The organism is Streptococcus sp. ST14 (genome assembly GCF_046098195.1).
Classification (GTDB): Bacteria; Bacillota; Bacilli; order Lactobacillales; family Streptococcaceae; genus Streptococcus.
This window is the reverse complement of the sequence record NZ_JBJUSF010000024.1, coordinates 24,032-36,517: the sequence shown is the minus strand read 5'-3', so window position 1 is coordinate 36,517 and position 12,486 is coordinate 24,032. Positions and strand designations below refer to the sequence as shown.

The 12,486-nt window shown below is 39.9% G+C and carries 13 protein-coding genes; all 13 read right to left on the bottom strand.

Going from position 1 to position 12,486, the window contains the following annotated elements; translation table 11 throughout:
- Positions 1-130: 130 nt before the first annotated feature.
- The 13 genes from ftsX to ACIY19_RS08085 all read right to left on the bottom strand — a co-directional run bounded on the left by ftsX (position 131) and on the right by ACIY19_RS08085 (position 12,467).
- The gene (ftsX, locus tag ACIY19_RS08145) at positions 131-1,057 is read right to left on the bottom strand and encodes a permease-like cell division protein FtsX (protein ID WP_139689339.1); all 927 of its coding nucleotides are present in this window, start codon (positions 1,055-1,057) and stop codon (positions 131-133) included.
- A complete protein-coding gene (ftsE, locus tag ACIY19_RS08140; RefSeq protein ID WP_000022275.1) occupies positions 1,050-1,742 on the bottom strand; it encodes a cell division ATP-binding protein FtsE in 693 nt (230 codons plus the stop codon). The genes ftsX and ftsE overlap by 8 nt, the downstream gene beginning before the upstream one ends.
- Before the next feature lie 17 nt (positions 1,743-1,759).
- Positions 1,760-2,855 (bottom strand): peptide chain release factor 2 gene (gene prfB / locus ACIY19_RS08135; protein WP_409003154.1). Its coding sequence is split into 2 segments (ribosomal slippage): positions 1,760-2,782 and positions 2,784-2,855, totalling 1,095 coding nucleotides; the frame shifts between segments, so codons are not numbered across the junction.
- 110 nt (positions 2,856-2,965) lie between these two features.
- Positions 2,966-3,622 carry a CBS domain-containing protein gene (locus ACIY19_RS08130; protein ID WP_409003153.1) on the bottom strand — a complete coding sequence of 219 codons (657 nt, stop codon included), beginning with the start codon at positions 3,620-3,622 and terminating at the stop codon, positions 2,966-2,968.
- Between the two features lie 155 nt (positions 3,623-3,777).
- Positions 3,778-5,205 carry a cytosine permease gene (locus tag ACIY19_RS08125; protein WP_000041471.1) on the bottom strand — a complete coding sequence of 476 codons (1,428 nt, stop codon included), beginning with the start codon at positions 5,203-5,205 and terminating at the stop codon, positions 3,778-3,780.
- Position 5,206: 1 nt separating this feature from the next.
- A complete protein-coding gene (locus tag ACIY19_RS08120; protein ID WP_000859104.1) occupies positions 5,207-5,392 on the bottom strand; it encodes a hypothetical protein in 186 nt (61 codons plus the stop codon).
- A gap of 1 nt (position 5,393) precedes the next feature.
- A complete protein-coding gene (locus tag ACIY19_RS08115) occupies positions 5,394-7,172 on the bottom strand; it encodes a phosphotransferase (protein WP_409003152.1) in 1,779 nt (592 codons plus the stop codon).
- A 353-nt stretch (positions 7,173-7,525) separates the two neighbouring features.
- Positions 7,526-8,236: an ABC transporter ATP-binding protein gene (locus ACIY19_RS08110; protein ID WP_409003151.1), complete on the bottom strand. Its 711-nt coding sequence runs from the start codon at positions 8,234-8,236 to the stop codon at positions 7,526-7,528.
- Positions 8,236-9,000, bottom strand: coding sequence for an ABC transporter ATP-binding protein (locus tag ACIY19_RS08105; RefSeq protein WP_001186014.1), 765 nt, complete (start codon positions 8,998-9,000; stop codon positions 8,236-8,238). The genes ACIY19_RS08110 and ACIY19_RS08105 overlap by 1 nt, the downstream gene beginning before the upstream one ends.
- Positions 9,000-9,956 carry a branched-chain amino acid ABC transporter permease gene (locus ACIY19_RS08100; protein WP_409003150.1) on the bottom strand — a complete coding sequence of 319 codons (957 nt, stop codon included), beginning with the start codon at positions 9,954-9,956 and terminating at the stop codon, positions 9,000-9,002. The genes ACIY19_RS08105 and ACIY19_RS08100 overlap by 1 nt, the downstream gene beginning before the upstream one ends.
- A 3-nt stretch (positions 9,957-9,959) precedes the next feature.
- Positions 9,960-10,829: a branched-chain amino acid ABC transporter permease gene (locus tag ACIY19_RS08095; protein WP_000941413.1), complete on the bottom strand. Its 870-nt coding sequence runs from the start codon at positions 10,827-10,829 to the stop codon at positions 9,960-9,962.
- A 119-nt stretch (positions 10,830-10,948) separates the two neighbouring features.
- Complete coding sequence (locus tag ACIY19_RS08090) at positions 10,949-12,109, bottom strand: ABC transporter substrate-binding protein (protein ID WP_409003149.1); 1,161 nt, start codon at positions 12,107-12,109, stop codon at positions 10,949-10,951.
- A gap of 88 nt (positions 12,110-12,197) precedes the next feature.
- On the bottom strand, positions 12,198-12,467 hold the full coding sequence (locus tag ACIY19_RS08085) for a YlbG family protein (RefSeq protein WP_000462101.1): 270 nt from the start codon (positions 12,465-12,467) through the stop codon (positions 12,198-12,200).
- Between the last annotated feature and the right edge of the window lie 19 nt (positions 12,468-12,486).

Sequence of the window (12,486 nt, the reverse complement as noted above, 5' to 3'; positions counted from 1 at the left end):
TATCAAAAAAGAAAGGACGAAATTTGTCCTTTCTCGAGCTTAGCTTTTCATCAACCCACTACAGTTGACAAAGAGCCTTTAAATATGTATTATTTTTCTGATTTTTACTGCAATTTGCATTTAAATCCAACTAGATCTTCAAGAATCGACGCATGGAAATCCCTGAGCCAATTGAACCAATGAAAATTCCGATTATAAATAATAGGACTGTCATCAGAGGGATAAACACATCTGGAGTAATCATTGACAAGTTTTGACCTACCAAGGATTTATTGACCGATTGATAAACCATATTGTAAACAAAGAATACAAGGACTGAAGGAATTGCTGCACCAAGCAAGCCAATAAAAGCACCTTCTAGCAAGAATGGACCACGGATATAGCCATTTTTTGCTCCTACAAGACGCATGATCTGAATCTCACGACTACGTGAAATAATAGTGATACGAATGGTATTGGAAATGAGGAAGACTGCGATGAAAATCAAGAGCCCTGCAATAACCAATCCCCAAACACGGATAAAGGAAGCCAATTCAAAAAGTCGTTGAGTGTTGGCTCCACCATCTTGAACCTCTGATACTCCCTCAATTTTCTTAGCTTCTTCAGCTACCGTTTTAACATCACTCGGAGAATTTGTATCGACGATATAGGCATCATAGAGAGGGTTTGCATCTCCTTCAAAGACCTTCCAATCGTCACCCATTGTTTCCGTCAATTTTTGGTATTGCTCTTCTTTACTTGAGAAGGTGACACTTTTTACAGCAGGCATAGCTTTCAAAGCATCATAGACCTTGTGGTAGTCATTATTGGTAACTGTCTGACCTTCTTTTTCAATCGTTTCACTGTTATCAGCTACATCCTTACGAATGTAAACCATGACCCGAACGTTGTTTTCAATGTCGGTAGCCAGTTTTGCTGTATTAAAAATTACAGATGCAAACAGGGCAACAAGTGTCAAGGTAATCATAACCGAACTCACTGCTGCTACTGTCATCCAGCCATTTCGTTTTAAACTTTTTAATGATTCAAATAAATGGCGAAAAAATCTACTAATCATCGTATCCATATTCTCCTTTAGCTTCGTCACGAACGACACGGCCATTTTCAATGGCAATGACACGGTGGCGCAAGGTATTTACAATCTGGCTATTGTGGGTTGCCATCAAGACAGTAGTACCTTGGAGATTGATGCGTTCCAACAGATTCATAATTTCCCATGAATTATCTGGGTCCAAGTTTCCTGTTGGCTCATCGGCAATCAATACTTTAGGATTGTTGACAATCGCGCGAGCAATCGCAATCCGTTGCTGCTCTCCACCTGAGAGTTCATTAGGGAAAGAGCGAACCTTATGTTTCAAACCAACCAGGTCCAATACTTCCATAACACGTTTTTTGATATTGCGACGGCTCTCACCGATTACTTCCATTGCATAGGCAATATTCTCATAAACGGTCTTCTTAGGCAAGAGTTTGTAATCCTGGAAGACTACCCCAACACTACGACGTAGAAGCGGGACATCTTTCTTCTTAATTTTAACTAAATTAAAGCCTGCAACTGTTAGGCTTCCTTTTTCAATCTTTACTTCTCGGTATAAAGCTCGAATAAAGGTTGACTTACCTGCCCCAGAAGGTCCTACGATATAGGCAAACTCTCCTGGTTCAATGGTAACAGATACTCCACGCAGGGCAGTCGTTCCATTGTCATACTTTTTGACAACATCTCTCATTTCAATGATTGACATATGAGTTCCTTTCTATCTTAGCTGATTCGCCACTTGAGGTAGGCATCGATAAAACCATCAAGGTCTCCATCCATCACCTTATCTACCTGAGCAACTTCAAAGCTTGTACGGTGATCTTTTACCATAGTATAAGGCGTGAAAACATATGAACGGATTTGGCTTCCCCATGTGATTTCTTTTTTCTCACCTTTAAGGGAATCAACTTCCGCAGCTTTCTTTTCTTGCTCCATTTGATAGAGCTTAGCCTGCAACATCTTCATGGCACGATCTCTATTTCCATACTGGGTACGATCGACCGTTGATTGGACGACAGTTCCCGTAGGAATGTGTGTCAAACGCACACCTGTTGAAACCTTATTGACGTTTTGTCCTCCAGCGCCACCTGAACGGAAGGTATCCATTTTGATATCATCTTCACGAATCTCCACTTCGATGGTATCATCCAACTCAGGCATAACCTCTACGGATGTAAATGAAGTATGGCGACGTTTGGCAGAGTCAAATGGCGAAATACGGACCAAACGGTGAACACCCATTTCTGATTTAAGTAGGCCGTATGCATTGGGTCCTTCAAAAGACAAGGTCACAGACTTGATACCTGCTTCATCACCAGCCTGGTAATCCAATACTTCTACTTTAAAGCCTTTTGCATTTCCATAACGAGTATACATACGAAGCAACATATCGCCCCAATCCTGAGCCTCAGTACCACCAGATCCTGGATGGATTTCCAAGATTGCATTATTATGGTCATAAGGTTCTGACAAGAGAAGGGTCATCTCGTAGCGGGTCATCATCTTATCCAGTTCTGTCAACTGTTCGACCAGTTCATCATGGACTGACTCGTCTTCTGCTAAAAAGTCCAATAAAATCTCAACTTCATCCTGCAACTCTTCCATTTTACGGAAGGTGTTGTAGGTGTTTTTTAATTCATTTAATTCTTGCGACGTTTTTTGGGCCGCGATATTATCGTTCCAAAAATCAGGTTCTGTCATCTTGTTTTCCAAGATGGCAATCTCTTCCTCTAAGCCTTCGAGGTCAAAGAGACCCCCTAAAAGAAGCTAATTTTTCACGATTTGCGTCAATTTTTTGACGAATTTCTGAAATGTCCATAGATACTCCTTTTCATATCGTTTTATTATACCATAATCTCTCATTTCTTTCCATATTTTGCTTTTCATCGCTTTTGATGGCAGAAGAAAAGAGGCTTTAAAGCCTCTTGTTTAAAGGACTTTAGCAGAGGTATGAGTGATCTCCTCCACTTGAATTCCTTCTTTTTCAAACTTTTCCTTTAATGCAGATAAATCGATTTTTCCATCAATTTGAACTTCGATGACGACCTTGCCATCCTTACGTGGAATGTTGACAGTATGGGAAATATTTAAATCCTCCTCTACGATTAGAGCTACAATTTTCCCCAGTACTCCGACTTCATTTTCTGTAATGAAACGAACACGAATCCCCTCTTCTCCGTATCCAGCGATTTCCAAGAAAGCCTGAAAAACATCGCGGTCTGTAATGACGCCGTAGACCTGATGATTGTCTACGACTGGTAATATCCCAATTTTATTTTTCAGCATCAGGTAGGTCGCATCTTCTAGACTAGCATAGCCAGAAACAGTCACGACATCTCGAATCATTACATCTTTTACTTTGGTTTTATTCAGAAGATAATTCATCTCATAGATAGAGAGACTGGTTGCTTTAGATGGGCTGGCTTCCGCGATGGTTCCTTCTGTTACTAATCCGACTAATTGATCGTTTTCGATAACAGGTAAACGGTGCAAACCTTGCTCGCGCATCAAATCTGCTGCGTGTGCTACAGTCGTATCTGGACTGATATAAACTACCTTACGGGTCATGAAATCTTTAACTGCCATGAGACTTCTCCTTCTATATTATTGCTACTTTTATTATACACTTTCTTAGAAAATCTATCAAACGCTTTCATCTCTTTTTCAAGATTTTGAATAATCTGAGAAGTTTGCATAAAATACCAGTGTAAGTTAAAAGGGAACCGAAGTCCCCTCTCTTCTTAAATCGTAACAGTGTCTCGATCTTTTATCATATAACGTTTCAGTGGGCTCAGACTGGCTAGCCAATATAGTAGACCGCCAAATAGCGCAGTAAATCCGCTACCAGTTGTGATTAAAAAGATTGGACTTTGAATCTGTGCAGTTACAGGGTTGTAAACAAATAGTACCGCTACCAATAAAGAGATAAATACGCAAGACAAGCCAACTAAGTTAAATCCTTTAGTAAATTCGTATGCGTCATGCCCTTCAAGGAAATAGGCTGAACGCAAGTCGAGTTTTCGTTTTCTTAAGATAAAATAGTCGACAACAATCATACCAATAATTGGCCCCTGAATATAGGCAGCTAGGGAGATGAAGGATCCGAAATACTCTTCTACTCCTCCCCAGATAGTGAGTAGACTCACGTAAACCATGGCAATCCAAACCATTAGTTTATAGCTTACTTTGGGCATCCCACTTTTTACAATCATACAGTTCACGTATGATCCTGTCCCCTGGGTTCCAATATTAGCAAAGGCTACTAGTAGTAGACTTAAGAGAGCAAAGGCTGGGGTGCTTAGAGTTGATAGCATGGTTGTTGGATCACTTTCATACACGCCTGTTTTGACAAACATGGCTAGAGCCATGACTCCACCTGTCGCAACGAAGAATGGAGCCACAACTCCGTATGATAAGGCTGTAGCCCAATAACCACTGCGTTCTGATTTTGCTAAACGTGGTAACACCAATGCCTGTGTAGACCAAGAGAAAGCAAAGGCAACATTTCCTTCTCCAGAGAGCATGAAGCGTTCTAATGGCGTTAAATCTCCTTGAGTGGCAGGCTGGATATTCATAATATCCGTTATAGGAACGGCGACAAAGCAGATTCCAACGATGATAAGACCGACAATCAACAAGGCGATAACCAAAAAGCGATTGGTCCATTTAATCACTTCTGGGCCTCCAAGAGCAATGAGAGTCCCAAGCAGTACACAGAGGGTACCAAGAATAGGCGCCCATACTCCCTTGTCCAAACCAAGACCAAAGTTATTTGCCAAATGGATCATGGAACTAGCAAAAAGATTGGCCGCAACAGCATACCATCCAAAGTTAGCCAAGCTAATAATGGTTGATAACAGGGCTACACCTCTTTTTCCTAGAACGGCTCTCAACCAAATCCACAAATCAATTCCATACTTAACCGCAAACAAAATAGGGAGACATTCAATAAAGACCCAGATAATGTTAAAGCTAAAAATATTTATCAACATTTGATTAAAGGTCAAATATTGAGCTACATAGGCTCCTTGGGTATAACACCAAGTAGCAATGGCAAAACCACTTGTCGATAGAAAGAGATCCCAGAAAGAATACTGACGATCCTTATTGGTCATGGGAACAATTCCGGTTATGGTTTCTTGTTGGATATAGTCATTCATTTTAGACATGTTATTGAATTCCTCCCGTCATTGCTAAGATAATCAAAACAAGGTTGATTAGGACTATGGAGATGATTAAAATGAAATCACTTTTTAGGAAGGGTTGAACAAACTCGTAGTTTGGTGACTCCATTTCTTCCAATCTTCTCTTTGTTTCAGTTGCTACTAATTCTTCAATTTCAGATGTCGTTTTCATCTTAGTTTTCCTCCAAATACAAATCAAGAGCTAGTTGTCCATATTGTTTGGTATAGCGATACCAGATGTAGAGAAATTCACCAACTGGTTTTCCGACACTCTCCTGGAACAAAGCCCATAAGAACCAATAATATGAGGTCACTGCTACATAAGCCAAATAGTGACGTTTGGTTTTCTTATCTGGTACTTCTTGCAAATACAATTCCAGTACTTTTTCAGCATCCTCTACGGTATAATTGGAACACGCGATAAAGGTGCCCAAATCTCCTGCTGGCTCTCCCATTCCAGAATATTCCCAATCAATCAAGCTCATTTCACCTGCTTCATTCAACAAGAAATTAGGACTATAGGAATCTCCATGACAAAGGACAACCTGTTTCGGATCATTCTGTAAATAGTTTTTGAGAAGTGAAACAGTTTTATCCAAGTCCTCGAGGCCATCAAACTCAAATCGATTTCTAGCCTTCAATTTTTCTCTAAAATCATCAATTCCCTCAAATTGGTCAAAGGAATGTTCCGTTTTTTCTCCAGATTGGTGTAACCGTCTCAAGAGGTCCATTGCTTGTGCCACATCATCCCAATTATCATAATCCAGTTGCTTAGCATTGGGAATAAATTCTGAAATTTTCCAGCCCTCATCTTTGTTCATAGCTACAAAGGTACGGTCAATCTTTAATTTTGCAGCAATTTCCATAGAAGCTGCTTCACTAGCTCGGTCGATATAATTTTCTGTTCCCCTACCCGGATGACGGTAAACATATCTTTTCCCTAGACAGTCAAATGAAAATGATGTGTTGGTTAATCCATCTTTTAGTGGTTTGATATTGACAATATCTGAAGCCACACACTTTAATGTCTTACAGATATTATCAATAATGGCCGAATCTGCATTTACCAAATAACGTTCATCAAATTGACGTAGTTCATCTAGTGAATCAAATTCTTTAACAATATCCGCTGAATAGTGGCGCGCTTCTAAAAGGAGTTCCTTGACATGGCGACTATAGTAATCCTCCCAAAGCTGTTCACGATAAGGTTCATGCTTAAACTCGGTTTCTAAAATTTCCTTGAATTTCTCGCTGAATGCACGGTCAAAATAAACGTGCCCCACCATAGCCCAAGTATTTTCTCCACCAATCTGGATATCAACGATGGTGTGATTCGAATCCTCTGTAACACAATATTCGTCAGTTTGACCTTCTGCAAATATCGTCGAGTAGTAACCTCTATAAATATATTGCTCAAAAGGATTTTCCACAAAATAATTATCCGATGAACAAATATACGTGTTGGAAAGTTGATTTTTAACCAACATAAGAGACGAACAGTTATTATATTTGTAGTAATCATTATTTACTACAATTTTTACACCAAACTTCTCTGTAAGATAGAACATTTTTTCTTGAAGATAGCCTACAATAACGGTTATATCTTCTATTCCTGCTTCTTGCAGTTGTCTGATTTCCCTCTCAATCAAGCGTTCACCCTTGACTTGAAGCAATCCTTTGGGAATCTCATAAGACAAAGGAGCAAAACGGCTACTCATGCCAGCAGCCATTATAATGGCATTTTTTACTCGATAGGGTTCTAAAACTTTCTGACCTAGTTCAGTTAAGTGAAGCTCCTCATCAACCCACTTCTCTTCTTTCAGTTTTTTCAATAATGCGTTGATTGTTCCTAAAGATAGATCTAACTCTTCAGCTAACTGTCTCTGAGTAAATGTCTTTTCTTTATGTATCAACATAAAACGCAAAAGTTTAAATTGTTTTTCTGTTACCATTCTCAGTCCTCCTGTTCAATTTTTTCTTACTCATATTATAATATGAACAAAAATGACTGTCAATTCAAATAGGGAAACAATTAGTAAAAATTAAGGCCTTCTTCTCTTTCCTCAAAAACATATAAATAAAAGAGCTCCTTATTCTGGAGCCCTGAAATATTTTATATTTTTGATAAGTAGTCGTATTAGGTGTCGCTTGGCTGCAATCCTTATCTGCCGACTAAAAAGGTCCCCCGGACTATAGAGGGATTGCGTGCGCAATCTCCATCCACAGCCTAAACTAGTCTCCCAGACTAGAGGAGAATTGCTTGCGCAATTTTTATCCGCCGACTAAAAAGGTCCCCCGGACCTTTTTAGCCACCTAGATATGCTTTTCTGACTTCTTCTGATGAGGCGAGGTCTTTTCCTGTTCCTGATAGGACAATCTTGCCTGTTTCAAGTACATAACCACGGTCAGAGATAGCAAGAGCCTTGTTAGCGTTCTGTTCAATTAGGAGAACTGTTGTTCCTTGCTTCTGAATATCTTGAATGATATCAAAAATTTCTTGGATAAAGATCGGGGCAAGTCCCATTGACGGCTCATCCAAGAGAAGGAGCTTAGGTGTAGACATGAGAGCGCGTCCCATAGCCAGCATCTGCTGTTCACCACCTGAAAGAGTTGCCGCATCTTGGTTTTTACGCTCTTCAAGACGAGGGAAACGTGAAAAGACTTTTTTCAAGTTGGCTTGATTTTCTTCACGATTTTTCTTTAAAAAGGCTCCCATTTCTAAGTTTTCCATAACAGTCAAACCTGGGAAAACATGGCGTCCCTCAGGAACTTGTGAAAGGCCACCTGCTACGATTTTTTGCGCTGGCAACTTTTGAATTTCTTTTCCTAAAAACTGAATTTTGCCAGCACTTGGACGAACCAAACCTGAAAGGGTACGAAGAATGGTTGTTTTACCAGCACCATTGGCACCAATCAAGGAAACAACTTCACCTTCATTAACCTCGAAACTTACATCACGAACTGCTTGGATCATACCGTAATGCACAGAGAGGTTTTCAACTTTTAACATAGACATTAGGCTTCACCTCCTAGATAAGCTTCGATAACGCGTTTGTTGTTCTTAATTTCATCCGGAGTCCCATGAGCAATCAAACGACCATATTCAAGAACATAGATACGCTCAGTGACTTCCATAACCAAATTCATGTCATGTTCAATCAGCATGATGGTAATTTTAAATTCATCTTTGATACGACGGATCAATTCTGTCAATTCAGCTGTTTCTTGTGGATTCATACCAGCTGCAGGTTCGTCCAAAAAGAGAATCTTGGGTTCGGTTGCCAGAGCACGAACGATTTCTAATCGACGTTGTTGACCATAGGCCAGATTCTTCGCAAGAGTATCTGCGTCACCATCCAAATCAAAGATCTTCAACAAGTCCAGAGCTTTGCTTTTTAATTCTTCCTCATTCTTATAAAAAGCTGGTAGACGTAGAAAGCTCGCAAGGACATGTTGTTTATGATGATTGCTAAATGCAATCAAAACATTTTCCAAAACTGTCAAGTCCTTGAACAAACGAATATTTTGGAAAGTACGACTGAGACCAAGTGAAGCAATCTTATAGGGAGTTTTCCCATTTAGGAGGTGACCATCTAGTGTCACAGTACCTTCGCTTGGTTCATAAACACCGGTCAAGAGATTGAAAAGGGTCGTTTTACCAGCCCCGTTTGGTCCAATCAGACCAACCAATTCTCCCTCATTCAATTCAAGAGTGACATCTCCAACAGCTGTTAGACCGCCAAAATGTTTGGTTAACTGTTTAACTTCAAGTAATGCCATTAGTTTTGTCCCTCCCTCTTCGATTTTTTAAAGAAACGTGATAGACTCAATTCCCATGTCCCAAGAAGTCCACCTGGTCTGAAAATCATGACCAATACAAGAGCCAAAGCGTAGATGATCATACGTACGCTTGCTACATCCTGAAGGAGCATATTTAAAATTCCTAAAACAATCGCTGAAACGATGGTACCAGTAATGGATCCAAGTCCACCAAATACAACGATAATCAACACATTGATGGAATTAATAAAGGTGTAATCTTTTGGAACAACAGATCCGATAAAACCAGCCTGAAGTGAACCAGCAATACTTGCTGTAATAGCACCAAAGACAAAAGCGATAATCTTGATCTTTGTAGTGTTTACCCCAACGGATTCTGCAGCAATCTCATCCTCACGAACAGATAGAGTAGAGCGTCCAATTGGACTACGTAAGAAATTGAGAGTTGCAATAGTTGTAATCACTACAAAAAGATAAACCATTTGCCAGTTGGTAAAGTTTGGAATACCCAAGATACCAGCAGCACCGTTGGTCAAACTGCCACCATTAATGATAAAGATACGAATGATTTCTGAAACACCTAGTGTCGCAACAGCCAGGTAGTCACCCTTTAAACGAAGCGTTGGAATCCCAACGAGCAAAGCGACTGCACCAGAAATCAAGGCACCCAAGACCATTGCTCCAAAGAAGGCACCATAGGTTGGTGATTTTGAACCAATAATCGCTGCTGCATAAGCCCCAATCGCCATAAAACCTGCATGACCAAGTGAGAATTGTCCTGAAAAACCAACGATTAAGTTCAAACCTACTGCAAGGATGATATTAATCCCAATTTGTTCTAAAATTTGGACATGGAATAGATTGAGAACACCAGCAGAAACCAGTACAGTAATCAATCCATAACCCGCTAACAGAAGGAATAACCAGAGAGTATTTACTTTAAGATTTGTCTTCATTGTTTACACCTTCTCTTTCACATTCTTACCAAGGATACCTGCAGGTCGAACAATCAGAATCAAAAGCAAGATTCCATATACGATAGCATCACGGAAATCAGACATACCGAAGGCAGTAGCAAATGTTTCCAACAAGCCAATTACAAATCCCCCTAGAGCTGCACCAGGAATAATCCCGATACCACCGAGTACGGCCGCAACGAATGATTTCAGACCTGGAGTCACACCCATCAAAGGTTCAAGAGAGTTGTAGTAAAGGGCAATGAGGACACCTGCTGCACCAGCAAGGGCTGAACCCAAAGCAAAGGTAAAGCTGATTGTACGATTTACATTAATTCCCATCAATTGAGCTGCGTCACTATCAACTGATACCGCACGCATGGCTTTCCCCATTTTTGTTTTTTGGACGATCAATTGCAATAAAACCATCAAGAGTACAGAAACTGCTAAAATCATCAATTGAACGTTTGTCAAGCTAATTGGTCCCAAGTCAAAGCGGACTGTTTCAATTGCTTGAGGGAAGGCACGAGTATTAGCACCTACTAAATAAACCATTCCGTATTCCAGTAGGAAAGACACTCCGATGGCAGTAATCAATACAGCAATACGTGTAGAGTGTCGTAAAGGACGGTAGGCAAGAAACTCAATCACAACACCAAGCAATGCGGTCCCTGCCATTGAAATAATTAAAGCTAAAAAGAAATCCATTTGGAAAGAATTAATCAAAAAGTAACCAATAAAGGCACCCATCATGTAAATATCGCCATGGGCGAAGTTGATGAGTTTGATAATTCCATAAACCATGGTATAACCCAGAGCCAAAAGTGCATAAACACTACCCAGAATTAGACCATTCACAAGTTGTTGGAGCATAGCATTCACTCTTTTCTATCCTTATTTTTTAGAAAATTTCATTATTTTCACAAGTTCATAAACACCGAAACAGGGAGTGAGTCAAAGGCTCATTCCCCATTTCAATTACTATTCTAATGTTATGGTTTTACAACTTCTGCTTCTTCAACTTTACCATTGTTCATGGTCATCATGTAAGCAGTTTTCACTGTATTGTGGTCAGCATCAAAGCTTGTCTGACCAGTTACACCATCAAAATCTTTGGTTTTAGCAAGGTTGTCCTTGATTTCACCTGAGTTTTTAGCACCTTTTGCAGCATTTGCTACTAGGTAAACTGAGTCATAGGCTAAAGCTGAGAATGTTGAAGGCTCTTCGTTGTATTTAGCACGGTATGCTTCAAGGAAAGCTTTAGCTTTTGCAGAAACATCAACTGTAGTTGAGAATCCAGAGATGAAGTAAATGTTTGATGCTCTTTCAGCAGTTGCTTGTTGAACAAATTCTTCACCGTTAAATCCATCACCACCAATGATTGGTTTATCAATTCCCATACCACGAGCTTGGTTTACAATTTTACCAGCTTCTGTGTAGTAACCTGGAACAACGATAGCATCAAACTCTTTGTCTTTCATTTTAGTAAGGGCTGCTTGGAAGTCAGTATCACCTGCTACAAACGTTTCATCTGCTACAATCTCACCCTTGTAGGCTTCGCGGAAAGATTTAGCAATACCTTTAGCATAGTCACTAGCGTTGTCAGTATAAAGAACAACCTTCTTAGCATTCAACTTGTTTGTGACATAGTTAGAGATAATCTTCCCTTGGAAGCTATCTTGGAATGTTCCGATAAAGAGGTAATCTTGACCTTTAGTCAAACCGTCTTGAGTAGCACTTGGTGAAATCAATGGCACTCCAGCTTTAGTAGCGTTAGCTACAGCTGCAGCAGTTGCACCAGATGTCGCAGGTCCTACAATAGCTGCTACTTTTGATTGGGTAACAAGGTTTGTTGTAACAGAAGCTGCTTCAGCAGTTTCTGACTTGTTGTCTTTGTTCACAACTTCGATTTGTTTTCCATCAATTCCACCTGCAGCGTTGATTTCGTCTACAGCAAGTTGGGCACCTTTTTGTTCGGCTGTACCGTAAGCTGCCACAGCACCTGTCTCTTCAAAGTTAAAACCGATTTTAATTGTTTTTTCGTCTACTGGATTTCCAGTTGTGTTTGACGCTCCTGACTTGACCTCTCCACAGGCAGCAAGAAGAGCCACACTAGCAAGAGCCACAAAAGATAGGGCAAATTTTTTCTTCATTTTTAATCTCCTTATAGTTGTTTCAAAAATTGTATGTTAAGAATATACCGAATTATCAGAAAATTGTCAATGTATTTGTTTAACTTTTTTAAATGATAACGTTTTCTTCAGTCCGATAGAGATTGCCAACGAAGGGAGTTTCTAGCTCTTGAATATGGCAACGTCTAATTTTCTTGATATATCTTTCCTTACCTAATCTCTCAACCAAGTCATCTAGCTCCTCAGTTGGAACATAGAGTTGCAAGTAACGATGTTTTTTGGAGTGGTAACAGATATCACCGTATTCCTGAATTTTTTTTGCATCTCGATTATAGTAGAGATAGATGATTAATCCTGATCGATTTGTTTTTTCAAACATGAGGGATCCTCTTTCTAAG